Raw genomic sequence first — 24,192 nt, forward strand, 5'->3', positions numbered from 1 at the left:
ATCCTCATTCAGCACGAACGTCTGGCGAAAATAATACGCCGGCGACGCCGCCTGCTGCGGCAGCGGCGTTTGAAGCAGCCGCTCCTGCCCTGCGTCGCGCGTCCGGCCGAACGGCGCCCGGGACGCCGTTGCAATCCGCGTCCGAGTACGCCGGGCTGCGCCAATCCTCCGGCGGCAGCTGCACCCGCTCCTCGAGCGGGCGCTCGCCGGTCGGGTCCGCCCCCGGCGGGATCACCGCGCGTACCGCGGGACTTCCCGCGCGGTAGCGCCACACGGCGCCGATCGCCACCGGCGCCTGCTCCTGCCCCGCGGCCGCCTGGCGAAGCCCGGCCGCGTCCAGCACCAGCCGGCCCGCTGTGCGGCCGGCAGTCTGCGGGGCCTCGGCCGTCAGCCGGCTGCCGAGGCCCTTAATCTCGAGCAGCGGCGATGCCGCAGCGCTGCTCACGGTCGATTCCGCCCACCCGCTGTGGGCGAGCCGGCGGTAACCGGCCTCCGGCTGGACGGTGACCGCTGCCTCGGGCGCGTATGCCCGTCCGCCGATCAGCACCAGATCGACGCCGCTTGCCGCAAGCCCAGCCCAAACCTCTGGCTGCGCCGGCTCCTGCTGCAGCAGCACGATCCAGTGCAGCCTGGATGACGACACGGCCGTATGCGCCAGCCATTCGAGCTGCGCCGAAGGCTCCTGCGCGAGCCGCGCCCCGTTCAAAAACCACAGCCGCGCTTCGCCGTAATCGACGAAATAAGCGCTTCTTCCATATCCCGGCAGCTGCTCCTCGGGAATATAAGGGAATTTTACCGCATAGGAAGAGGCAGCATCAGCAGCGGCCGCCTCCTTTTGTCCCCATACCGGAAAAAACGTCCTCGGCGCCGGACGATTCCCCTCTCCCGCGAGCTCAGCCGGACCGGCCACCAAGGTTAGATCCGGCCGAGCGGCAAGCCGTTGAACCAGTGTGCCTGCCGCTGTGTCTGCCTGCGAACCTGCAACGTATCCGACCGACCAACCGGCCTCCTGCCGCCGCTGCTCTGCCACACCCGTCACAGGAGGCTTGGACCAGAAAAGGGCTGCAGCCAGGATAAGAAATAAAATGCCGACCGAGAGAGGCAACCCATAGTTTCTCCATCCTCCCGGTTGTCGTCTGCGCTGCTGCATAGCTTGTATCCCTCCCTCCTTCATTCGATGTGTTAAATGTAGTTGATTAACCCCCTGCTATGCCTTAGTACTCCGGCATCTCCGTCCCTATTTTCCGCACAGAGGGGCCGCTGCTCTATCCTTTTGTCTATTACTATCCGTGTTACTACTACCGTTTCTATTACATATTAGTGTTACCATTTCTATTTTTGTTCTATTACTAGTTCTATTATGGTTTGCTATTGTTCTTACTTCCTCTATCTATTTTGTACCCATCCAGCCCTTTTCGTAGTTTTTCACACAAGCTAAGCAGGCCATCCGAACATAGCATGATATATAGGAGGCCATAACAGTACCAGCATAAGAAGCACAGCCGCAATAAAACCATACAGCCAACGCTGCAAAGAAACAGCCCTCCCGCGCAGGAGGCTGTGCAGCAGCGCCCAGCTGACCAGCCATACGAGGCCGGCTGCCACTTCCTTGCCGGCATAAGGTCCGATGCGCAGCCCGCTCGGGACCCAGGACGCTAACCAGAGCAGCTTGGGATTAGCTGAGGACGGTGCCGCTGCGCTCCACCAATGGGCTGCGGTCAACGCAGCCATGCAGAGCAATATTGACAGCAGCACGGCTGCCGCCCCGCCCGATGTGCCGCTCCTGCTGCCGCTGGGAAGCACGGACACGTCGGCACGACCTTTTTCAGCTGCTTCTTCTATAATTACACTTTCCCCGGAATCATCAGAATTGGGGCTGCTACCGTCCCGATGGGCAAGTCTGTTTGACCTCCTGGATGCATACCGCTTCCAGGTGTATTTTTTACGCGATTTCCTCGGGCCGAGTTCAGAGTCTTCCTCCAGCCTCATTTCCGCTGCACCCTCGAAAGGATCTGTGCTTGTACCTGCAGTAGCAAGGTTCAACCTTTGATCTCTATTCTCTGCATCCCGCATGGGACTTCCTCCTTCACATTCACTGGCCAAGGGAAGAAAAGTTCTGCCTTGCCTTGCTTGCTTTCCGTTCCAGCGGCGCCATCCTTTTCGTACTTAAGCGAGCTTCCATTTGGCCAGCATGAGACCGAAGGCGAAGCCGATCAGCAGACAGAGCCACATCAAGGTAAGCAGGACTCCAATCGTCCTCTTCATTTCTTCACTGCAGCTTCCCCCGCTGACGCATCGCCGCAGCAGAACGTTCGCTCCGATTCCGAACGGAAGGGTCATCAGCGAGACGAATTCTTTATATTCCATGACGACCCAATGAGCGAACGGCGTATGCAGCTTGAACCATTCCGAAGCTCCGTCCGGCGCCTGATACCCGATATACAGCCAGTTGCCTGCAACTACTGTGGCCGCTGCCAGCACATTGGTCATCAGAAGCCGCCAAGCCAATACGCTTGCCGCCTGATCCCTGCCGCGGGCAAAGCTGTAGTAAGCGTGCCACATATAGGTCGCCACGAGCAGGGTCAGCGATGCTCCAAGTCCGTGCAGCACACCGGCCAGCCGATGCGCTCCGGCGGGGGCGAACGTATTGGCCAGCGGAATCATGAGGAACAGGACGATGGCGATTGCTCCCTGCGTCATGGCCAAATCCCGATAGGGGCTCCTCTTTTTCATAAGTCACTCCGTTCTACCGTGAAGGAATCGATTTCATTTTGCTGCAGGTCATATGCCTTAAAGGTTGCGCGCTTTCCGGCGACATCGACAATCATATAATGATAACTCGCTTTCGGGCCGGCAACGACCTGCTTGCTGTCCTGGCTTTCGGAATACAGCGGCGCGCCTGCTCCGCCGAGAGTCAGCTGGTAGATCGCATGTCCGAAATGATAGCCATTCCCGTCGAAGCTGCTGTCTACAAGCCTCCGATTGTAGTTATGCTCATGTCCGACAAAAACCGCCGTTACCCGGTAACGGTCGAGCAGCGCCCACAAAGCATCCCGCGAAGCCGGATCGCCGTCCAGAGAGCTGCCCAAATGAGCACCAACCGGATAGGCCGGCATATGAAACTGGACAAACACGTGCTTGTCCCCGCTCGATTTTAACTGCTGCTCCAGCCAGTTTCTCTGATTTTCATCGATCACATACCGGTTATCCTTATTTTGCCGATCTGAATTTAACGTAATGAACCTAGCATTCCCATAATCAAACGAATAGACGGTTTTCCCATAGCCCGTCAGCGACTCCTTAGGCAGATTGGAGAAAACATCGGAGAACAACTTCTCGTTATGCTCATGATTCCCAAGCGCCGGATAAACCGAGGTCATAGGAAAATAATCGTCCACCAAATCCTTCCACGTCTCCAGCTGGCTGTCCAAATTAGTGCCGCCTGTGACCATATCCCCGGTAAATAAAATAAAACTGGGGACCGGGGACAGTCCCTTTACTTTTTGCATCAGATTACGCAGCACCGCCTCGTTCGTCCCCTTGGCATTGCCACGGCTGTCTCCCATTACAACAAACCGGAACGGCTTCGGTTCCTCTGCTGTGCCTCCGCCCGAAGTAGACGGAGCTGTTCCGCTATCCTTTCCTGCAGCTCCCGGATCCCCCTGATTCGGAGCGGATGGCGCAGATGGTTTGGGGGCAACGCCGGGATTGGTGCCTGCGGTATTCAAGCATCCTGCCAAGGCCAGCATTAGCGAGACGAGCACGATAAGCCTGGCAGCACAGACAAGTCTTAACACAGCGAAGCTGTGTTTCATGGCACACCACTCCTTTCGTACACGCTTCCTCTTCTCTATTTCATTACCCAAATGTAGAAGCAGGCGAGTACAAGTGCCTATTTTTTCTATAAAAATAAGATTCGTAACATTTTCGTCATATATGGCGGGTAAAAGGTTCCAAGCCGTTCTATTTTGCGGCTAATTACAGAGAGAAATGAAAAATAGGAGATGAAAGGTGGAAAACCGATGAATCGCATACTGAAGCTGATGATAACCTGCGTATTCGCTTTAGGGGCGTGGCTTCCCTCCATGACTGGCGCTGCTTTCGCCGCATCGGCCCCAACCGAGGAGTGGACGAAATATCCGTTGATTGCTCATGCGCTTGGAGGCATCGACGGCGTAGATTATACAAACAGCCTGGAAGCGTTCAAAACGAACTATGACAAGGGGCAGCGGGTCTTCGAGGTAGACTTGTCCTTGACCCAGGATGGCCAGCTGGCTGCGCGTCACGACTGGGAAGGTTATTTGGCTACCAAATTCGAGCAGAACATTCCTGCCGATCAATTAAACGAACCGTTGACGCTGAAGGAGTTTAAAGGGTACAAAATATTGAAGGACTATACTCCGCTCTCTTTTATGAACGTCGTACGTATTCTGGAGAAGTATCCGGACGTTTACTTTATCACCGATACGAAGGAAACCGACCCGGCTTTGGTCCAAAAGCAGTTTACGCTCATAAAAGATACGGTCAACAAGGTCGATCCCGCCCTGCTGGACCGGCTTATACCGGAGATTTACTCGCCGGAAATGATGACCCAGGTGAAAAATCTTGTTCCCTTCAAGCACGTCATCTTCTCCATTTATATGTCTTCCATGGAGCCCAATGAAGTTGCGAAGTATGTGAAGGAGAACCAGATTCATGTCGTAGCCATGCCGTTTGAGAGAGCCACCCGCTCCTATATGAAAAAATTATCCGACGCCGGCGCCGTAGTCTACGTCCATTCCTTGAATAATGTCGATGATGTAAATAAATATTTGGCGATGGGTGTGCACGGTGTATATACGGACTTCTTGTCCTACAAAGATCTCGGGATCGATACTACTGCCTGGACCCAGCCTGTTACGGTAGCGTCCGCCGCTCCGGCGAATCCGGCCGCCTCGAACACAGAAGCAGCAGCCACACCGGCCAGCAGCACTGCCGTTTCAGGCAACGCCGTGGCAGCAGAGCCGAAGCCGAGCGCATGGGAAATGCTGAAGTCGATTCTCTCAGACATTTTCTCCATTTAACTTAATAGTGGCAGTTCAGCCGGTTCCAAGCCTGCTCAGCCTCCGACGCCGGGGACATGATGCAGGCTTGGTTTATGCCGCTAGGCGCAAAGGTAAGGATCATCTCCTGATACCGCTCTACGCCTTGTATGGCAAAAACAAGCCTTGTTCGCCCGTCCATATGCTCTCTGTCGTGCGGAACAACCAGCGAGTTATAACGGACTGCATACAAACCCTGCGCCCTCAGTTCTTCCATCTGGCGCACCCATTCCTTTTGGCGTTCCGGATTGCGTGCCAGCTCGGCAGATGCGGCCTGCAAATCATTCTCGGTCAAAGCATCCAGATAGCGCACGGCTGTCTGTTTGTTAACCGGATTCAATACCCAGCCGATCACACGCACAGGTTCGACCATAAACAACACCATGACAAAACCCATGCCCAGCGTAAAAAGCAAGCCGATGGTCTTAAACAAGCTCCATTTCATAAAGACGCTCCTTTTTGGCGAATTGAGCTTTTTGTGATTTATCTTGTAGACGCTTAGAGTATCCCGTGTAGGGTGTGACTTTCTTACTTCAAACAAAGCCGTAAACGTGCTCCGTGTATTTACGCATAATTGATTTTGTTTGATCCGTCGATTCAGTATCTACAAAAACAATCTCATCTACGAGATAACAAGCATCATTCGATGGTATCCTCTTCATTTTTCTAAATCATAACAGACTAATAGTAATTAAGACACTCACTTCGTAATAGTTTTATTCAGAAAAAATTTCCTGCCTTAGCGCTTCATGAGGAAAATTAAAAAAACTAAAGATCTCTCAAGATTGAGAAAGATAATATGCATACTCCAATGGTCTACTATAAATTTTACGTTTATAATACTTAAGATCTTTGTATATAATTTTTTGGGGTTTTCCGTTAAGTTCTATAATCCATAGCTTTCTCTGTTCGTCTAATACAAAATCGACACTCAGTTCCCCCATTGAACCCATAAGAATTTCTGCTTCTTGGGCAGCCTTTACACTTACCACACTCAGAGAACGGAGGATTTCATTCACTTTATCCGGCAAAAATATTCGAGGAAAAATTTCTGCGGCATCATAAACCGTTTCACACACACTCGTATTATAAAAATGTTTAAAAGCTACTCGACATGTTATGGCGGAAGTCTTCCATTCTCCAAGAATATCCTTTTGAAGAAGCACCCGGATATCAAAATATTGATGATCAAGTTGATTCATACGAATTCCTTGCTGAATAATGAATGACTTTTGCCCGAACAGTTCATCCAATTTCCCCTGAGTATCTTCACACTTTCTGCAAATATATCTTGGAGCCACGCTGTGCAATGAGATATGAATATCTCCACGATCCGTTAATTCAACCCGATATACAGACTTCCCTTTAGATCCGTAAGTGGGCTTAATATAGACAAGCTTATATTTCTCTAATAGCTCTGATACGTTCACTTCATTGTATAAAAATGTGTCCGGCACATAGCTGCTAAGAGTTGTCCGTTCTAATACATTATATAGATCCCATTTATTCATAAAATTGATTTTGTTGAAGCATTTGTTGCTGCCAATCGCTTTCTCAAGACGATGAATCGTTTTTAATTTTTTGTTAAAACATCGGTTGTAGATAACATCAGGAAATGGGAACGAACATTGCTTCCATATACCCTTTTTAAAACAAAGTCCAGTGATACGCTGTTCCTTCCAAAGAATATCTGCTGGAGTAAAGGCGTAAAGCTTAATATTTAAGTTGTTATAACGTTGATATAGCCTTAAAATTCTTTTTCTACTGTTCCTTTTAGATACCAAAATACCTACTACTGGGCAATTCCCCACCATTATCAACTCCCTGGTACTCATGCACTTTGTATTATCTAATGCATGCGTAGACGTCTGATATGGGCCAATCTCATAGGGGAATATAAATTCAGCGAATGTACCAACAGCATTTGTCTATTTTTAACTTTATATAGGCATTTACCAGTTTTACCCTCATTGATCATGAATATGATGGAATCACCTTTGGTAATAGGAGATGAGACTATGGGAAAACATATTGGTCCTTCCTGGTTCATCCAGGCCCTGAAGGCCCTAAAGGACCTAAAGGGATCCGAGGGGCAACAGGGGCTACTGGCGCGACGGGCTCTACTGGACCCGCTGGGGCTGCAGGCGTGACGGGCGCTACTGGACCTGCTGGGGCTACTGGCGCTGCCGGACCTGCTGGGGATGCTGGCGCGACGGGCTCTACTGGACCTGCTGGGGCTACTGGGGCTACTGGCGCTACCGGACCTGCTGGCGCTGCAGGCCCGACGGGTGCTACTGGGCCTGCTGGGGCTACTGGCGCTGCCGGGCAGCTGCTGGGGATGCTGGCGCTACCGGCGCAGCCGGAGCTGCTGGGGCTACTGGCGCTACCGGCGCTACTGGACCCGCTGGGGATGCAGGCCCGACGGGCGCTACCGGACCTGCTGGCGCTGCAGGCCCGACGGGTGCTACTGGGCCTGCTGGCGCTGCAGGCGTGACGGGCGCTACTGGGCTGCTGGGGCTACTGGCGCTACCGGCGCTGCCGGACCTGCTGGCGCTGCAGGCCCGACGGGCTCTACTGGACCTGCTGGGGCTACAGGCGCGACGGGCGCTACTGGACCTGCTGGGGATGTAGGCCCGACGGGTGCTACTGGGCCTGCTGGGGATGTAGGCCCGACGGGCGCTACCGGACCTGCTGGGGCTACAGGCGCGACGGGCGCTACCGGACCTGCTGGGGATGTAGGCGCTACCGGCGCTGCCGGACCTGCTGGGGATGTAGGCCCGACGGGTGCTACTGGGCCTGCTGGGGCTACAGGCGCGACGGGCGCTACCGGGCCTGCTGGGGATGCTGGCGCGACGGGCGCTACTGGGCCTGCTGGGGCTACTGGCGCGACGGGCGCTACTGGGCCTGCTGGGGCTACAGGCGCGACGGGCGCTACCGGACCTGCTGGGGATGTAGGCGCTACCGGCGCTGCCGGAACTGCTGGGGATGTAGGCCCGACGGGTGCTACTGGGCCTGCTGGGGCTACTGGCGCTACCGGACCTGCTGGGGATGCTGGCGCGACGGGCGCTACTGGGCCTGCTGGGGCTACAGGCGCGACGGGCGCTACCGGGGCAACGGGCGCTGTGTTCGGCTTTGCAGATTTTTTTGCACTTATGCCTCCTGATAATGCAGCAACTGTTGCTCCCGGTACAGATGTTAGTTTTCCGCAAGATGGACCTAATAGCGGGACTACTATTACTCGTATTGGTCCCAGTTCATTCAACCTCGCTTCAATCGGCACATATCAAATTTTGTTTCAAGTGGGTGTAACTGAACCAGGTCAACTAATTTTAACTCTCAATGGCGCTGATTTAGCTTATACGGTAGTCGGGCGAGCAACAGGTACTTCTCAGATCGTAGAAATGGCTCTTGTGGAAACGACCGTCATCAATTCAATTCTTACAGTACGAAATCCTGCCGGCAATTCCACAGCACTAACCATCACTCCTCTCGCTGGAGGAACAAGGCCTGTTTCTGCACATCTTGTTATTACGCAACTCGGATAAAGAAAAATAAATGGACCCACTCGTCCATCAAGAAGGGTTGCGAAAAGCACAGCATTTTCAAATCCCCCCCTTTCGGTACGAAAAAACTAAAGGGTAAGCACTCTATTCGCATAAATCACAAAATCCAGCCGGACAAACTGATTTAGTGTCAGTTTGTCCGGTAGGCAACGATTACACCGAGGAGCAGCAGTATCAACTCAAGAATACAATCATCGAGTACATCAAACGTGAGTTTGGAAAAAACTACTCCATCCGATGTGTCTCCAAGTCGATGTTTGTCGAAACCACTTCTCCAAAATGATTGACTACGGGTGACGTTATATGTTGGACTACGTAACGCAAGCGCAACGAATTTCAATCCACACATCCGTGAAGGATGTGACGGGGTTATTTTTTGCCCAACAACGGGCGGACAGGAATTTCAATCCACACATCCGTGAAGGATGTGACATGTTCGAGAATCGCGGCATTAGCGAGTATTGGGCATTTCAATCCACACATCCGTGAAGGATGTGACGCCGTCTCCAATTCGCGCCTATCGCTTATTAGCTATTTCAATCCACACATCCGTGAAGGATGTGACCTGGTATCTACACATTGGCAGGATGCAGAAATTATTTCAATCCACACATCCGTGAAGGATGTGACGTAACGACCAGCCTTACAACGGGCGCGGGTGACAAATTTCAATCCACACATCCGTGAAGGATGTGACCTATTGCCGGGACGATTGTATCGCGCATGATGGCAATTTCAATCCACACATCCGTGAAGGATGTGACTTACACCGTTTCAGCTGTTGATTTATCCGGAAATATTTCAATCCACACATCCGTGAAGGATGTGACGACCTCCTTGGCACTATGGGTACTCCAAGGGCTGATATTTCAATCCACACATCCGTGAAGGATGTGACTTCAATAACACGGAAGGGACGACCGTTTTTCTTGATTTCAATCCACACATCCGTGAAGGATGTGACTGCGCTGCTTTGCTTCGATGATGATTTCGATATTGATTTCAATCCACACATCCGTGAAGGATGTGACGCAAGCCCTCATAAACGACTACATCAAGCGGTGGGATTTCAATCCACACATCCGTGAAGGATGTGACTATAATTGTTGCTTTACTGTTTAGTGGAGTTAGAGATTTCAATCCACACATCCGTGAAGGATGTGACTGTCCGATACATTCTCGTATACGGTCGCCAATATATTTCAATCCACACATCCGTGAAGGATGTGACATGAGGGAGGGACACGAGGGACAGCTCAATCCGATTTCAATCCACACATCCGTGAAGGATGTGACAACACCTTGACCATATTCTTTAACCATTTGTTCAGTATTTCAATCCACACATCCGTGAAGGATGTGACATGAATTTCCGTAAAAAATGCCGCTACTGTCCATTATTTCAATCCACACATCCGTGAAGGATGTGACTTGGAGCAAATTGCGCAATTGCTTCAGCAAGAACATATTTCAATCCACACATCCGTGAAGGATGTGACGTCGGCAGGTCGATCCATTGTTTCACTCGATAGATTTCAATCCACACATCCGTGAAGGATGTGACGAAATCCAACTGGTCAAGGAAATTTTGATGGCGGCATTTCAATCCACACATCCGTGAAGGATGTGACGCTTCTTGTCTTCATCCCAAACAGTTGCACAGGAATTTCAATCCACACATCCGTGAAGGATGTGACAAAAAAGTACCGCTGGTGACCCGCCAAAGAATGATTTCAATCCACACATCCGTGAAGGATGTGACGCTAATCGGACTGATGCCGACCGAACGCAGCACGCGATTTCAATCCACACATCCGTGAAGGATGTGACGCTCCTGCTTTGGGAGATGCACGTCCAGATGAGATTTCAATCCACACATCCGTGAAGGATGTGACAGCGATTTTTAACCAAAATATAACATTTATTACATATTTACAAGAAAAAAACCGCTAAAAGAAGTATACATCCATAAAACATAGACTTAGGCGCAGTAAACCATCCGTATAACTGGATATTAAATCCATTTTCATGGTGCGAATGTTCCAGGAAAATCATGTGTGCTATACATCCGCACCGCCTATTCGCACTAAAAAATCAATGGACCCTCCAAGTCAATAGATTCTTTCACTCCGATATGCTCTACCTTATTTTTATAATTATTACCTAGTTGATATATCCTGAGGCTATCTCTTTCTTGATCAATAACCTCCAAAAGCTTAATTTTTAATACGGCAAGCTGCGTGGCGTCAACAACACACTCAAAAACTGAATTTTGAACTCGCTGACCGTGATTCTGGCATATTTTCGCTACTTGGCGCAATCTCCGTTGGCCGCTGCTATTCACTGTGCTTACATCATATGTTACTAATACGAGCACTTCATTCACCTACTTCCATAAGAACGGAGGGTATTCATCCAGATCATGGCGCAAATGACGCGCTAATAATAAGGCTTGCGCATGAGGTACTAAGCCCCAAGAAATCTTCTCTCCCAGATAAGGATGCGTGATTTTCTCCTGCTTTTTATTTTGCCATGCCGCCAGAAACTTCTTCCTTGCCTCGTCTTTCATGATAACGGCACCGTTCTCTTTTCTCAAGAAATCCTCTTTGCTCACCATCTTCTTGTTAATTAGCGACAGCACAAACCGATCCGCATAAACACCGCGAAGCTCCTCCATCACATCAAGCGCCAAGGAAGCCCGGCCCGGCCGATCGCGATGCATAAAGCCGACATAAGCATCCAGTCCGACTCCCTCCAATGCGGATGTCACATCGTTAGCCAGAAGGGAATAAGCAAAGGAAAGCATCGCATTGACATTATCCAGCGGCGGTCTCCGGGACCTGGAATGAAAATAAAAGTCCTCTTTTTGCTGCAAAACCATTGAGTCCAGCAGTTTGAAATAGCTTGTTGCCGCCTGGCCCTCCAAGCCCCTCAATCTTTGTAGATCTTCACACGTCCTTACCTGCAAAATCAATTCAGATAGCTGCTGAGATACAGCTTTGAACTGAGCAACGTCAATGCGTAAGGGATAGTCTCTCGTCCATCTCTCGAGGATCCATTTATGATTGTAAATCTTTCCAATAATAAAATTGCGCGCAATTTTTGCAGACAGAACTTCATCCGCCGATACGGCATATTGCTTTTTCCTCAGGACGACATTGCCGTTGCTTTCCCCAATCACTCTTGCCAGAAATCTTCCATTCATTGTAAAAAAGGATAATGAGATATTGCGTTCCGCGCAGTATCCCATTAAGGCCGGACTCGCGCCCGTGTAACCAAAAGAGATTACCGCCTCCAAATTATGCAGCGGCAATCTCCCCAGCTTTTCCTGCTCCTTTACTAAAACAATATTGTCGCCGTCCAATGATAAATAAACGTCAGGCTGTGTAACAAATAACGTGTTCAGCAGTTTTTTCATTCGTGAATTTTCCCCTCAATATAGCTTTTCACGGACCGTTTATTCATCAGCTCTGGCAAGCAAATCGATTGGAGGGAACAGCTTCGGCAGAACGGGCCCGTCTTCACTTTAGGCGTATATTTTCGAGTATAATAGTCCTGCATTTCCGCGGCCATTTGTTTCACTTTCATTTTGACAGCCGGAGTTAAGGGCACCTCGACTCTATGCTTGATCTCGTTATAGAACAGGTAGCCCGTGTCAATATGGCAGAGCAGCATTTCTTCCAGGCAGATCGCCTGAGCGGCTAATTGCAGAATATCTTCGTCGTTCATTTTCGGTTTGCCCCGTTTATATTCAACAGGGTAGGCGGTGTAGGTTCCTTCAGCTCCGCTAATCCCCACACCGCTGTCATCTCGTACAAACTCAACGACATCGCATACGCCTGTGATTTGAAGACGGTCCGACTTTACAGGCATAGCGCGGACAATGAGTTTATCTCCCCGGTTTTCTCTCGTAAACGGCTGGTCAGCCTTCCTGTGAAGATGCTCTCCCTCAATGGTGCGGACATTTTCCTCCCACTGTTGTTCAATATGAATCAACGCCCACTGCCGCTTGCAAAATTGAAAATGCTGTATGCCGGACAGCATTAAATATTCATCTTCCCTACTGTCCATCAATGCAATCGACTCTTAGACCTTCTAGCGGCTCAACATGAAATTGATAATCTTGAAAGGTCTTGGGTTCTTCGGAAAGTCTGGTAACCTTGAGTGAACGGTGTACTTTAGCTGAGGAATATTGTCCAAGCTTAGAGGTGTGCTCCCACCAATACACGGTATGCACCTCCATACTCCCTTCCGGTCTGGCCGACGAGGCATCATTCTCAAATAAAGAAACAAGCGCATTCTTGAATCTCTCAGCATCTTCGTTGGTGAACCCGGTTTTCTCCGCCAGCTGCGTATTGATGCTTCCGCAAAACACATAGACGCCCGAATCTACCCGATGCTTCATCCCCATCGTATCCGAACCTCTGGATGCCCCCGGCTCGGAATTCACGCTTTTCGTGATCTGCATGCTGGAGATATCGATAGGATCCAGGCTTGTCGCCGTATGAATCGATACCGGGCCTCTAATGCCGACAGATACACCGGCACCGCTTTTATCCGCTTTGAATGCAAAAACCTGGCCGAAGCTTCGCACGTCGATCCATTCGCGGCAGGCGATACGGGCAAACTCGTCGCTGGAGACGGTTTTGGATTTCAAAATTTTCTCCAATTCGGCGTTCCCATCCGCACGTTCCCGAAGGCTGCCATAGGCATCTATCTTCCGGTCATTGGACTGCACGAAGATCGACTCCCCCATATCCTGCAGGCGGTTCCGGATTTTCCGTTTCAACGCCACATCCGAAATTTCGCCATAACCGTCATAGTTTTGCCGCGGACGGTTGCCATTCAGCGGGTCGCCGTTCGGGTTCGCTTTCGTCACAGATAAAACAACTGCAAAATCGATTTTATGATCTAAAGTAGTCATGTCCATCTCTCCCTTATTCGTTGGATGCTTCCACCGTATCGCCGGATTCCTTTTTCCGATAAAGCTCATGCCGCTGGCTGTAGTAGCCGAGCAGATATAAATCAGATAATGGCTCGTTGTTAAATTTACTAATTGGAATCCTAGAAGCTACTTCATCAATAATCGCTGCATATTCGGATAAATATTTATATCTTGTTCCAAGCTTGGCTTGATGGGGTTGCAGGGCCGACTGGATCGTATTCCACGTTCTTGCCGGATGTCTGGAAAATGCATTCATGTATCGGATAGCGTTGGTGGCTCGTGTTTCTTCATACCCCAGTGCTCGCCTTTCCAATACATCCGCAACCGCTAATAAGCGTCCGAATAAATAGTTTCGATCAGAATGATTTTCGTCCAATGCCACACTGAATCCCACCTTACTCTGTTTATTAATAAGCGCACACGCGATGCTCAGCGTCTTCTCCCAATCCCATTTGTCCATCGATTCTGGACTTGATGCCCGATGGCGGACACTGTTCACAATATCCAACGGTAAATTCCGTTTGTCGATGATGCATGGCAGCATCCGCTCCATAACCCCTTTGACGAGCTTGTCGCTTGCTCTCGGGCCGTAGGCAGCATAAGCGATATCCTTTGTCGCAGGCGCTCCATAAAACCGGACATACTCTCCGTCATCATTTTTGCGGTAACTGTGCAGCCAGCTGCAAGATGAATGCCACTCGCTAAGCCTGTCCAAGTAATGCTCCACGTTCAGATTGCGGTAATACAGTACCGCCATGCGTCCTGTCGTTGCCGAATCCAGGACAAGAATACTAACCTTCTGCTCCTTATTGGATGCAGGCTTCAGCTTGTTTCTGTATCCGTCCAGCGCTTTGGCCACTTCCGCCGCAAGCTCTGGATGAGTATACGAAGCTTGCTCCTTGACGACGGCAACCGCAGGATTAATGGCAAATAAATCTTCGGTGAGCCCCGGAATGTCCTTATCCTCATTGCCCCATACGAGAAACACGCGCTGGTCGATTGTTTTGCCTTGGCGATGGATCAGCCACTTCAGCGCATTATGGGCTTTCTGAGATACCTCGTAGCTGATGCTTGCCGCTTCCTGACTGTTATGAAACCGTCCTCGAAAGGTGAAACCGCTGGTGTCATTGGCCGAAATGAGCTTGGCCTTATCTGCAGCATTTCGAATCTTATTGGCATGCTTGTCTGTCGCCGGAAGCAATTCCCCCGTCACATAGCACAGATCTTCATCGCCTAACTGACCGCTGTAAAATCGGACGAAGGAATCGTACATCTCCTGATCCTTCCACACATCCGTCAGCTCTTTGACCGGGGAATAGACGTTGAACCGGACAAACGCGCTGGTCTGATCGCCCGCCAGCACAGAGAAGATCGGAGGTCTCGCGCTATCCTTTTCCCCCGCCTGCTGCTCCCATTTGTCCAAAAGCTTGCCGTGGGCGTCAACATATAGAATGCCGCCCTCCACCAAATCCTGAATAAGGCGTCCCTTGCGCAAGTAGTGATAAATGCTTCTCACCTTATTGGCGGCATAAGGGGAGTTCGCCCAGCTCTTCAGCTGCTGAATATAGTAGGCGAAGGGTTCTTCCTTCTTGATCTCCCCGCCATAGGCGGCATAGTCTCCCGCAACATAGCTTAATTTGTCGTGCAGCGGGTAAGGAGCGATTTTAGCTCCCGCACGGTTCGCCGAATCTTCAGTGCATGGGATTAAAGTGCTCGCATCACTCTTATCAACGACCTTGGCGGAATGAAACTCTCCATCTGCGGTAATCTGCACCTCGATATGCGCATTCTGGGTTGTATGGGAAACCGGCAGCAGCGTATATTCCTGCTCGTTATGCTTTTTCTCGATGCGGCCCACGCGGCCTGTATTCGATTCGTATGTTTCATATAAGTTCAATAACCAGCTCACTGATTCACCTCCCCTTCCAGCTGCTCGAACAGCTCATCTGCGGACATGACATTAGCAGCGCTAAATGGCTTCGGCATCATATCTGTAATCGTGCGTACCTGGGTACATTGTTCAGGCCTTATAAATTGGATATTGCCGTCCCTCATCACCGGATTCCACAGACGCACTTCCAGCTGGTTCCTTCCGGTTTCATCCGGATAATTCAAGCCGTGCACCATCGTTCCCAGATGAATATCGCCATAGTTATCGTAAAAGCCTGTCCCAGAACCAAACTCGCAAGGCTCCACATAAGCCTGGCATTCTCTTGCGCCGAGAAAAATATCCCTGCGGCCCCCCGCATGAAGAGAACGCTTCATGATATTGTGATGCTTGTGCTCGTTCCGGTCATAAGCCAGATCCGGCCGGTGTGGATTAAACTCAAAATAAGCCCTTACCTGATATGCGACATCCCGCAAATACGTGTAATTCGCAAGTGTATTCCCGCCTCCGTAATCCATCGGGCGAATCCCTTTGGATTCCATACGGATAGGCTTCATAATGCGAACCTCGTCTACGAACATGGTCAGCGTTGGCTTCCAGTAAATGCTCTCGACGATCCCCTTCAGCGCCTGATACGTCGGCACCTGATAGCTGAGTTTCTCCCCGCCGAGCTTCGTCAGCGGATCGGTGAACAGGGCATAGTCGCCGTATACTGTGAACTCTATCGAATTTCTCATAGCTTCTTCACCTCCTTTCAAAAATATAGTGTGTGAAGTGGAAACCTATCCGGCAAGACAGATAGGTTTCTTCTCTTCTCAGTACATACTCAGATCCCACTGGCCGTCATTCTCCAGATTCAGACCATACTCCTTGTTGTAGGCTGTTTCCCTCAGCGCTAATATTTTGCCGTCCAACAAGCTGTCCAGCCCGTCATTCTGCTCCAGCTGCTTGCATTCATAATAAAACAAATTAATCATGTACTGCTGTGCCCGGCGCAGCAGCCCTGACAGATCCTCTATCGTTTCACTCCCGTTCAGCTGCGCAATGATTTCCTTGCTCTCTTCATCGTAAGGAACAAGGACCGAAGTTGTCCGATCTTCGATCACCTGAAAGTGCTCCGCTGCCGTGCGATAGCTGTTCACGATAAACAGCGGCAGCGACTTCTTGTTCTCATGCGTATAGGCAATGTTGTAAGAACTGTTATTCCTGTTCGCCGCCAGCAGCTCTGTCATGTCCTTCTTCAACGGCTTAATAAAATAATTCAAGCTGGTATCAAAATAAGTATAAAATTGTTTAAAATATTTGTTCATCGCCTGAGCCGACAAAATATGGCCGCCATGCTCGCTTCGATTCCGCTTGAGATCGACTAGAATCCTTGCCGAAAAGTCCTTGCCTGCCCGGATTTCCTGCAAATACTTTAAATTCTCCTCCGCATGGTCAATGACGTACACTTGTCGGATGCCTTGCCGTCCGTGCCGGTTGCATCTGCCTGCCGCTTGGGCTATGGAATCCAGCCCCGCCATAGAACGGATCACACAATCGAAGCTGACATCGACCCCGGCTTCGATCAGTTGGGTGCTCAGGCAGATGACTTTTTCATGACGCTCCAGATGCTCACGCACCTGCTTCAAAATAACATTGCGATGAGCGGCGCACATCGATGTGCTTAGGTGATACACAGGGACTCCAAGATCCTTGTCCGCCATTTGGCGATACAGCTTCTTGACCACTGCTTTCGTATTCAGAATGACCAGTACACTGTGCATCTCATCCAGCTTCTCAGCAATAAAATCCGCCAGCTTGTCATTATCGAATGTCTCGTCCGTCGCTTTATCGACAATTTCCACCCGTTTGAATGCCGCAATAACACCGTCCAGATCCTGTATGATTTCAGCTTCAGCATCCATATCGAGCCGCCGCTCGACATAATTCAGGGTTGGCTGAGTTGCCGTACACAGCAGAAGACTGGATTGACCGTAAGCCTTCAAAAAGTTGAGCGCTTGATTAAATAAGGATACGCATGAAACCGGAACCTTCTGCACCTCATCGAAAATAACGACCGATTCGGTTAAGTTATGAAGTCTTCGAATATTGCGGCTTCCTTTGGCGTAGAAAACATTCAGAAATTGCACCATCGTTGTAAAAATAATCGGGGAGTCCCAGTTATCCTTAGCCAGCTTGAGCTTTTGGTGGGTACTCATAATGCCATCTTGGGACTCATCGTCAACCTCATTCACATCATTAATCACATTGGAATGATGCTCCAGAATGCTGCCATCATCCATCAAAATCCGGCGCACCTCGGCCGCGTTCTGTTCGATAATCGTCGTGAAGGGAACCACGTAGATGATATGCTTTTTGCCGAACTCCTTTGCGTGCTTGAGCGCATACCTTAAACTTGCCAAGGTTTTGCCGCCCCCCGTTGGAATCGACAGCGTATAAATCCCTGAGGGCTTCTCCGCGAAGCGGTCACATTGATCGGACATGTCCCTCCTAAGCGTATTAATCGCTGATTGGGCCTCCGGATGAGCTTGGTAAGAATCGATTTCTGCCATCAGCTTTTCATAATAGCCCGCAAACAAAGCCTTATAGTCCTGTTCCGGCTCGGGCTGTTTATTTTCTTCAAATAACCGGGTATTTGTTCGATCGGCATCAATTAAAGCGCTGAAAATAAATTTGGTCAAAAACATGAGCTTGCTTTCGTCGGTCTCCTTGCAAGGCTTGCTCAAATAAGCTTCCAGTTCGTCTAATGCGGTTGAAACATACTGCTGAAACTTAGCCTCACTGATGACATTAGCAAAAAAGCATTGCTTGGACAGCTCGAACTCTCTTAGCTGGTCATCGGATTTCCGTACACGATTCAAGTAGGGTGATTCCAATTCAGAATTTAAAAAATCATGAAGATAGGAATGATGCGAGATGATCGCGTTTCCCACTACTTCGGACAAAATCCAAACCCTGGAGGGGTTCCCCTGATGAAACCCTTCATATAACAGCTTTCCACCCGCTGTAGAGTGATCCACACTTCCTCTTTTTGGGGGAGCATCCGGGTTTTCTACCGCTTGCATGATGTACTCTCTGAATTCATTGGTATACTTGCCCATATCATGAAGCATGCCTGCCAAGCCCGCGATATGCTTCACGCCTATTTTCACGCCATAAGATTCCGCCAACTCTCTGACACCAATCAAATGCTCCTCAACGGTTTGAATTTCTCTATCACTCTCACGAATGTGGGCGATGTACTTCATATGGTCACCTCCGGTCACTCCTAGTAGTATACGATACGCTGCTGCTCATAGGTTGTCAGGAAACATATGTTCTATGAACACGAGGCAGCCCGAACGATATTTATAAAATCCTCCCAGTTCATATTTCAATCCGCGTATCCGTGAAGAATGCGACAACCAACGATACACTGCTCAATTCTACGACGCAGAATTTCAATCCACGCATCCACGTAGGATGCGACTACAAATTCGCCCAGGTTCATCGAGATCCGGACATTTCAATCCACGCATCCACGTAGGATGCGACTAAATACAAATTCTTGTTGAGGGATGACGCGGGAATTTCAATCCACGCATCCACGTAGGATGCGACTGTTTCTTTCTCTGCAAATTCTGGGACCGTTTATATTTCAATCCACGCATCCACGTAGGATGCGACAGCTGCTTGGCCTTTGAATCTTTCATATTGGAGATTTCAATCCACGCATCCACGTAGGATGCGACGCTTCACATTGCTCCTTTAATACCGTTCCTATCTATTTCAATCCACGCATCCACGTAGGATGCGACCGGGTCCGATTCCGCAGATATTTTAAAAAAGGGGGATTTCAATCCACGCATCCATGTAGGATGCGACGCTGCGGCAGCTCCTACATTGAGTGCAACGGCTGGATTTCAATCCACGCATCCACGTAGGATGCGACTACGGTAGCTTTTACCGACTGGTAACTCACGGATATTTCAATCCACGCATCCACGTAGGATGCGACAACGTCCACCCTGTTTTATTCCGTCACTGGTTTAATTTCAATCCACGCATCCACGTAGGATGCGACCTGTGCCGGCGATGAGGCCCGCAAGCCACGGTGAATTTCAATCCACGCATCCACGTAGGATGCGACATTACCGCCCGCGTCCTTGGACGGGGCTACAAGCGATTTCAATCCACGCATCCACGTAGGATGCGACCAGGATCACGTACGCTGCCGTCCTTAAAATTGAACATTTCAATCCACGCATCCACGTAGGATGCGACAATATCGTTAGCATCGAAGACATTAATACAATCAAATTTCAATCCACGCATCCACGTAGGATGCGACTCTCCCGGCAACGACATAAAATAAAACGCAATCCAATTTCAATCCACGCATCCACGTAGGATGCGACCCAATCCGTTGTAAACCGATCCCAAGGTATTGCAGATTTCAATCCACGCATCCACGTAGGATGCGACGCAACTCGGCGAGTATACCGTTATCGGCAATATATTTCAATCCACGCATCCACGTAGGATGCGACGAAATTGACGACGCAACAACGGAAAAGACGCGCAAATTTCAATCCACGCATCCACGTAGGATGCGACATTTTGCCCAGGCGGACTATGAAACCTTAAAAAGGATTTCAATCCACGCATCCACGTAGGATGCGACACCTCTCCGACCTTTGCACAGTAGAGAGATTTAAGATTTCAATCCACGCATCCACGTAGGATGCGACGAATCCCTGTTGGGCTAAAATCATATTCCCCAGTATTTCAATCCACGCATCCACGTAGGATGCGACTCTGCGGCCAGGTACTGGTATGGGGCGCTGTATGGATTTCAATCCACGCATCCACGTAGGATGCGACTAACCAGAACCCCAAGTCGTATACATCGACTTGATTTCAATCCACGCATCCACGTAGGATGCGACTAACCAGAACCCCAAGTCGTATACATCGACTTGATTTCAATCCACGCATCCACGTAGGATGCGACAGGAAGGCGGCGACGCTTTACTCATCTTTTTTTTATTTCAATCCACGCATCCACGTAGGATGCGACCTGCATACTGAATACATTGTCGGAGATGGCGGGGCATTTCAATCCACGCATCCACGTAGGATGCGACGATGGTAGCTATCTCCATTATAGGTCACTTCCAAGATTTCAATCCACGCATCCACGTAGGATGCGACAGCGATTTTAAAGGATACGATGGCTTAAACCGCCAAATCAACCTTCAAAACGCTCAAACAAAAGAAGAAACTGTAAACTAATGTATAAATCACACCATAAAATGGTCATTACTTCCATTTTTATGGTGCGAATGTCCCTGCAAATGCATGTGAACTATACATTCGCACCAATAATTCGCACTACATTCATCAATCGAACGCTGCCACGATGGACCAAATCATTTTTCCGCATCAATACTATCTATCATTCTATCAAGCTAGTTATAGTTCTTAAGAACTATTTAATATATTCCCAATTATATACTTAATATCCTCATCCTTCAACAAATTACGAGTTCCGCTACTGATTACAAAATATAACCATTGTTAATATTCTTTTTCACTAAAAAAAGAAGAAATACGACCAATTATATACACAAAATCCGACTGACTCTGTGCTAGAATTAATAATAAAACTAATAAAACGATTCCGGGTGACTTATGTTAAACAAACTCACAGAGAAGGAACTCAAATGGGCCAGAAACATATGGATTTTCTTTTGGTATATTATTTGGGTACATTTTTTTGCCCAGCTCTTCTCCTTTCTGTTTCTGCCCTACCCGGCACAAGCCCGTGAATTTTATATAGACGTGCTGATTCTGCCAACCATCTTCATGAGTGTTACCGTCAGCCTTGCATGGGTTATCGTCAAATTCAGTCAAAAATATACATTTCATGCCTTATATATTGCGGCTACCGTGGTTGCAGTGATGATTATTCGGCTTAACACGGATATCCGGATTATTTCTGCGCTTTTGCTACTGCCTATTCTTTCGTCGGTTATTTTCTTCCGCATTCGTTTAACGCTGTTTTCCGCGGCTCTGCAGGTGCTGGGATTCATCCTTTTATACTTCGTGGACCCGAGTTACCGGGGGTATTTGTCCGCGTTTGACGTGATTGCCATTCCCTGCTTTCTCGGCCTCTGTACTTTGATCGCAACCATCATTATGATTCGCGGCCGCGAGCTGCGGGAGGAATTATTTGCAGCCATGATCGCCAAGCAAGACCTCATGATTCAATACGCGATTATGCAAAAACAAGCCAAGTTCGATTCGCTTACGAATCTGTATAACCAGGCTTCCTTTTACGAGCATTTCGAGCTGGCGCTAAAGTACGGGGACGATCACCGATCCTCATTCCATCTGGCTCTGATCGATATTGACAATTTCAAAACCATTAATGATACCTTCGGCCACCGCGTGGGGGATCTGGTGCTTTCGGGCGTCGCCCGCATCATCAAGGAAACGATACCTGCCAACGACATTGCCGCGAGATACGGCGGGGAAGAGTTTGCGATACTGCTGTTTGAAGCCGACTTTGAGGATGCGGTCAAATTACTCGACAGCATTCGAGCTGCCGTCTCCGGCACGAGCTTTGAAGAATTGGACGGAACTCCGGTCACCATAAGCATCGGAATTTCCAGCTACAAGCCGTCCCTAAACAAAGAAAGCTTATTTGAACAAGCGGATAAAAATTTATATAAAGCCAAGCGGTCCGGAAAAAACAGAATTGCGACCTAAGCCGCTCTGTGTGATGAACTGAGAATTGAACCGAGAAGTGAACTGAGTAAACGTGCGTGGTATATAACAAATCCCCCTTCGTCAACGTAAATCGGTGCAAATACCTCGTTTACAGAGAGGCCATTGAAAAACTTGCGGAGAGTACGGAATCGTTCTGTAGAAGCGAAAGCGATCGGAACAATGGTCCGTACTTGCATGGATGGCTTTTTCAGTGGTCCTTTACGAAGGGGGATCGCTGTTTAAAAGTTACGAGGTGACGATACCGAGCACAAAGCCGTCATATCCTTTGCTGCCGACGGTTTGGATCGCAGAAGCGGTGATCCTCGGCTCCGCCGCAAGCAAGTCGTAAAATGTGCGAACTCCCTGCACCCGCAGGTCCGTACTATCCTCTTGGAGAATCTCCCCGTCGCGAATCACATTATCCCCGAAAATGACCGTCCCCGGACGCGAGAAGCGGAGCGCCCACTGCAAGTACCCCGGATTATTCGGCTTATCCGCATCAATGAATATGAAATCAAAAGGCTCCACGCCCTCCCGCTCCATTTCGGCCAGCTGATCCAAAGCATTCCCGACTCGCAGCTCGACGCGTTCCTCCAACCCGGCAAGAGACAGGTTGGCTTTCGCCACTCGGGCATGAACGGGGTCCAGCTCCAGCGTGACCAATTGTCCGTCCCGCGGCAGCGCCCTGGCCATCCAGATCGTGCTGTAGCCTCCCAAGGTACCGATCTCCAGAATTCTTCGGGAGCCATGCATTTGCACCAACAGCTGGAGCAGCTTCCCCTGAGCAGGCGTCACATCGTAAGAGGGCAGCTTCGCCTGCCGATTGGAAGCCAGCGCTTGCTCCAAAACCGGATCCTGCGGGATGAGACGCTCCGTGATGTAACGATCGACCTGATCCCAAGTGTCCGCTGATTGCATATTCATCACATCTCCTCATGAATCGATTCGCTTTCGGGTTTATTATAGAGGAGATTTTATTATAAATATAATATATGATTTTATATAAACCATATTTTAAATATATAAATTAACCAACAGGAGAGACCCCTGCCATGTTAAATCTGCATGCGCTCCGTTTATTTCATGTCATTGCTTCCACCGGCAGCGTCACGCGCGCTTCCGAGCTGTTAAGCATAAGCCAGCCGGCAATCACCGCTCAAATTAAAAAATTCGAGAAGGAGCTGTCGCTTTCCCTTCTCAAGCCCCAAGGCAGGGGAATCGCCTTGACCGATGCCGGAGAAGAGCTCGCCGTATTGGCCAAAAGGCTGTTCGCAGTTGAGCAGCAAATCGAGCAATTTGCGCTTGATTACCGCTCCGGCACGAAGGGCAGCATCCGGCTGGCGGCGACCTATTTGCCCGCTAACTTCCTGATTCCGACCTGGATAGCGAAGTTCAAGCAACGGTTCGAGCAGGTCGAGATGAGCATCACGACTACGAATTCCAGCGATGCCATGAAGCAGCTGTTACAGGTCGAGGCGGATATCGCCCTATACGGGGGTGTTCCGGAGCATTACCCGGACACGATTCAAACCGAGGAGCTGTTCCAGGATGAGCTATGGTTCGTGGTGGCGCCCGGACACCGGTACGCGAATCAGCACATATCCTTGCAGGATATGATGAAGGAACCCTTCGTCATGCGTGAAGAGGGGAGCGCTACGCGTGAGCGATTATTTTCGCTGTGCCGCACTTACAACATGCCGGCCCCCCTCATTTCTTTGCAGTTCAACGGGCTGCATGAAGCGATTACGGCTGTCATTGCCGGCTATGGCGCGAACTTCGTCTCATCCCTGGTTGTAAGGGAATATGTAGAGCGAGGGGAGCTGTGCCGGGTTTATGTGGAAGGCATCCGGCTTCAGAATACGATTGCGATCTGGACCCGTAAAGACGAGCCTCTATCCGCCCCGGCGATGAATCTGATCCGGCTCATCCGCCAGTTCCCTCGGGGAAATGAATGAATAT

19 protein-coding genes and 2 CRISPR repeat arrays are annotated in these 24,192 nt (G+C 49.8%); of the genes, 5 read left to right on the forward strand and 14 right to left on the reverse strand.

Translation table 11 applies throughout. From position 1 onward, the window contains the following. Window positions 1-4 precede the first annotated feature (4 nt). The 4 genes from ACHHV8_RS21760 to ACHHV8_RS21775 all read right to left on the reverse strand — a co-directional run bounded on the left by ACHHV8_RS21760 (window position 5) and on the right by ACHHV8_RS21775 (window position 3,815). Entirely contained in the window at window positions 5-1,150 is a 1,146-nt protein-coding gene (locus ACHHV8_RS21760; RefSeq protein WP_395161506.1) for a hypothetical protein, read from the reverse strand. Between the two features lie 284 nt (window positions 1,151-1,434). Beyond that, window positions 1,435-1,809, reverse strand: coding sequence for a hypothetical protein (locus ACHHV8_RS21765; protein ID WP_395161508.1), 375 nt, complete (start codon window positions 1,807-1,809; stop codon window positions 1,435-1,437). Between the two features lie 357 nt (window positions 1,810-2,166). Beyond that, window positions 2,167-2,733: a hypothetical protein gene (locus tag ACHHV8_RS21770; protein ID WP_395161510.1), complete on the reverse strand. Its 567-nt coding sequence runs from the start codon at window positions 2,731-2,733 to the stop codon at window positions 2,167-2,169. Then, window positions 2,730-3,815 (reverse strand): metallophosphoesterase family protein, encoded by a 1,086-nt coding sequence (locus tag ACHHV8_RS21775; RefSeq protein ID WP_395161512.1) that lies wholly within the window; start codon window positions 3,813-3,815, stop codon window positions 2,730-2,732. Before ACHHV8_RS21775 ends, ACHHV8_RS21770 begins: the two co-directional genes overlap by 4 nt. A 207-nt stretch (window positions 3,816-4,022) precedes the next feature. Between ACHHV8_RS21775 and ACHHV8_RS21780 the strand changes: the two genes are divergently transcribed. Continuing rightward, a complete protein-coding gene (locus ACHHV8_RS21780; protein WP_395161514.1) occupies window positions 4,023-5,063 on the forward strand; it encodes a phosphatidylinositol-specific phospholipase C/glycerophosphodiester phosphodiesterase family protein in 1,041 nt (346 codons plus the stop codon). 1 nt (window position 5,064) lies between these two features. On the opposite strand, the gene ACHHV8_RS21785 is transcribed toward ACHHV8_RS21780, so the two are convergent. Both ACHHV8_RS21785 and ACHHV8_RS21790 read right to left on the reverse strand, forming a co-directional pair. Further along, window positions 5,065-5,526 (reverse strand): hypothetical protein, encoded by a 462-nt coding sequence (locus ACHHV8_RS21785; RefSeq protein WP_395161516.1) that lies wholly within the window; start codon window positions 5,524-5,526, stop codon window positions 5,065-5,067. Between the two features lie 334 nt (window positions 5,527-5,860). Further along, the gene (locus ACHHV8_RS21790) at window positions 5,861-6,895 is read right to left on the reverse strand and encodes a YheC/YheD family endospore coat-associated protein (RefSeq protein WP_395161518.1); all 1,035 of its coding nucleotides are present in this window, start codon (window positions 6,893-6,895) and stop codon (window positions 5,861-5,863) included. A 524-nt stretch (window positions 6,896-7,419) separates the two neighbouring features. Between ACHHV8_RS21790 and ACHHV8_RS21795 the strand changes: the two genes are divergently transcribed. Next, complete coding sequence (locus tag ACHHV8_RS21795; RefSeq protein WP_395161520.1) at window positions 7,420-7,575, forward strand: hypothetical protein; 156 nt, start codon at window positions 7,420-7,422, stop codon at window positions 7,573-7,575. Between the two features lie 628 nt (window positions 7,576-8,203). Beyond that, window positions 8,204-8,626: a hypothetical protein gene (locus tag ACHHV8_RS21800; protein ID WP_395161522.1), complete on the forward strand. Its 423-nt coding sequence runs from the start codon at window positions 8,204-8,206 to the stop codon at window positions 8,624-8,626. A gap of 351 nt (window positions 8,627-8,977) precedes the next feature. Then, window positions 8,978-10,539: a CRISPR direct-repeat array (repeat unit 32 nt; unit sequence ATTTCAATCCACACATCCGTGAAGGATGTGAC). 191 nt (window positions 10,540-10,730) lie between these two features. Here ACHHV8_RS21800 and cas2 read toward each other — a convergent pair. The 7 genes from cas2 to cas3 all read right to left on the reverse strand — a co-directional run bounded on the left by cas2 (window position 10,731) and on the right by cas3 (window position 18,728). Further along, window positions 10,731-11,021 carry a CRISPR-associated endonuclease Cas2 gene (cas2, locus tag ACHHV8_RS21805; protein WP_395161524.1) on the reverse strand — a complete coding sequence of 97 codons (291 nt, stop codon included), beginning with the start codon at window positions 11,019-11,021 and terminating at the stop codon, window positions 10,731-10,733. A gap of 9 nt (window positions 11,022-11,030) precedes the next feature. Continuing rightward, a complete protein-coding gene (gene cas1c, locus ACHHV8_RS21810) occupies window positions 11,031-12,062 on the reverse strand; it encodes a type I-C CRISPR-associated endonuclease Cas1c (protein WP_395161526.1) in 1,032 nt (343 codons plus the stop codon). Beyond that, complete coding sequence (gene cas4 / locus ACHHV8_RS21815; RefSeq protein WP_395161528.1) at window positions 12,059-12,715, reverse strand: CRISPR-associated protein Cas4; 657 nt, start codon at window positions 12,713-12,715, stop codon at window positions 12,059-12,061. The genes cas1c and cas4 overlap by 4 nt, the downstream gene beginning before the upstream one ends. Then, window positions 12,705-13,568: a type I-C CRISPR-associated protein Cas7/Csd2 gene (gene cas7c, locus ACHHV8_RS21820; protein WP_395161530.1), complete on the reverse strand. Its 864-nt coding sequence runs from the start codon at window positions 13,566-13,568 to the stop codon at window positions 12,705-12,707. The genes cas4 and cas7c overlap by 11 nt, the downstream gene beginning before the upstream one ends. Before the next feature lie 13 nt (window positions 13,569-13,581). Continuing rightward, window positions 13,582-15,498: a type I-C CRISPR-associated protein Cas8c/Csd1 gene (cas8c, locus tag ACHHV8_RS21825; RefSeq protein ID WP_395161532.1), complete on the reverse strand. Its 1,917-nt coding sequence runs from the start codon at window positions 15,496-15,498 to the stop codon at window positions 13,582-13,584. Continuing rightward, window positions 15,495-16,214: a type I-C CRISPR-associated protein Cas5c gene (cas5c, locus tag ACHHV8_RS21830; protein ID WP_395161534.1), complete on the reverse strand. Its 720-nt coding sequence runs from the start codon at window positions 16,212-16,214 to the stop codon at window positions 15,495-15,497. Before cas5c ends, cas8c begins: the two co-directional genes overlap by 4 nt. 78 nt (window positions 16,215-16,292) lie before the next feature. After that, window positions 16,293-18,728, reverse strand: a complete 2,436-nt coding sequence (cas3, locus tag ACHHV8_RS21835) for a CRISPR-associated helicase Cas3' (RefSeq protein ID WP_395161536.1) — start codon at window positions 18,726-18,728, stop codon at window positions 16,293-16,295. 122 nt (window positions 18,729-18,850) lie between these two features. Beyond that, window positions 18,851-20,673: a CRISPR direct-repeat array (repeat unit 32 nt; unit sequence ATTTCAATCCACGCATCCACGTAGGATGCGAC). Window positions 20,674-21,153: 480 nt separating this feature from the next. On the opposite strand from cas3, the gene ACHHV8_RS21840 reads away from it, so the two are divergent. Continuing rightward, entirely contained in the window at window positions 21,154-22,233 is a 1,080-nt protein-coding gene (locus tag ACHHV8_RS21840) for a GGDEF domain-containing protein (protein WP_395161538.1), read from the forward strand. 246 nt (window positions 22,234-22,479) lie between these two features. Here the strand turns inward: ACHHV8_RS21840 and ACHHV8_RS21845 are convergent, their stop codons facing one another. Then, a complete protein-coding gene (locus tag ACHHV8_RS21845) occupies window positions 22,480-23,151 on the reverse strand; it encodes an O-methyltransferase (RefSeq protein WP_395163583.1) in 672 nt (223 codons plus the stop codon). A gap of 134 nt (window positions 23,152-23,285) precedes the next feature. Between ACHHV8_RS21845 and ACHHV8_RS21850 the strand changes: the two genes are divergently transcribed. After that, window positions 23,286-24,188 carry a LysR family transcriptional regulator gene (locus tag ACHHV8_RS21850; protein ID WP_395161540.1) on the forward strand — a complete coding sequence of 301 codons (903 nt, stop codon included), beginning with the start codon at window positions 23,286-23,288 and terminating at the stop codon, window positions 24,186-24,188. Window positions 24,189-24,192 lie beyond the last annotated feature (4 nt).

It is taken from the genome of Paenibacillus sp. TAB_01 (assembly GCF_043945595.1).
Lineage (GTDB): Bacteria > Bacillota > Bacilli > Paenibacillales > NBRC-103111 > Paenibacillus_S.

Coding starts and splice junctions, on each gene's coding strand:
- ACHHV8_RS21760 (WP_395161506.1), bottom strand. CDS start 1,150: ATGCAGCAGCGCAGACGACAACCGGGAGGATGGAGAAACTATGGGTTG.
- ACHHV8_RS21770 (WP_395161510.1), bottom strand. CDS start 2,733: ATGAAAAAGAGGAGCCCCTATCGGGATTTGGCCATGACGCAGGGAGCA.
- ACHHV8_RS21775 (WP_395161512.1), bottom strand. CDS start 3,815: ATGAAACACAGCTTCGCTGTGTTAAGACTTGTCTGTGCTGCCAGGCTT.
- ACHHV8_RS21780 (WP_395161514.1), top strand. CDS start 4,023: ATGAATCGCATACTGAAGCTGATGATAACCTGCGTATTCGCTTTAGGG.
- ACHHV8_RS21785 (WP_395161516.1), bottom strand. CDS start 5,526: ATGAAATGGAGCTTGTTTAAGACCATCGGCTTGCTTTTTACGCTGGGC.
- ACHHV8_RS21790 (WP_395161518.1), bottom strand. CDS start 6,895: ATGGTGGGGAATTGCCCAGTAGTAGGTATTTTGGTATCTAAAAGGAAC.
- ACHHV8_RS21795 (WP_395161520.1), top strand. CDS start 7,420: ATGCTGGCGCTACCGGCGCAGCCGGAGCTGCTGGGGCTACTGGCGCTA.
- cas1c (WP_395161526.1), bottom strand. CDS start 12,062: ATGAAAAAACTGCTGAACACGTTATTTGTTACACAGCCTGACGTTTAT.
- cas4 (WP_395161528.1), bottom strand. CDS start 12,715: ATGGACAGTAGGGAAGATGAATATTTAATGCTGTCCGGCATACAGCAT.
- cas7c (WP_395161530.1), bottom strand. CDS start 13,568: ATGACTACTTTAGATCATAAAATCGATTTTGCAGTTGTTTTATCTGTG.
- cas5c (WP_395161534.1), bottom strand. CDS start 16,214: ATGAGAAATTCGATAGAGTTCACAGTATACGGCGACTATGCCCTGTTC.
- cas3 (WP_395161536.1), bottom strand. CDS start 18,728: ATGAAGTACATCGCCCACATTCGTGAGAGTGATAGAGAAATTCAAACC.
- ACHHV8_RS21840 (WP_395161538.1), top strand. CDS start 21,154: ATGTTAAACAAACTCACAGAGAAGGAACTCAAATGGGCCAGAAACATA.
- ACHHV8_RS21845 (WP_395163583.1), bottom strand. CDS start 23,151: ATGCAATCAGCGGACACTTGGGATCAGGTCGATCGTTACATCACGGAG.
- ACHHV8_RS21850 (WP_395161540.1), top strand. CDS start 23,286: ATGTTAAATCTGCATGCGCTCCGTTTATTTCATGTCATTGCTTCCACC.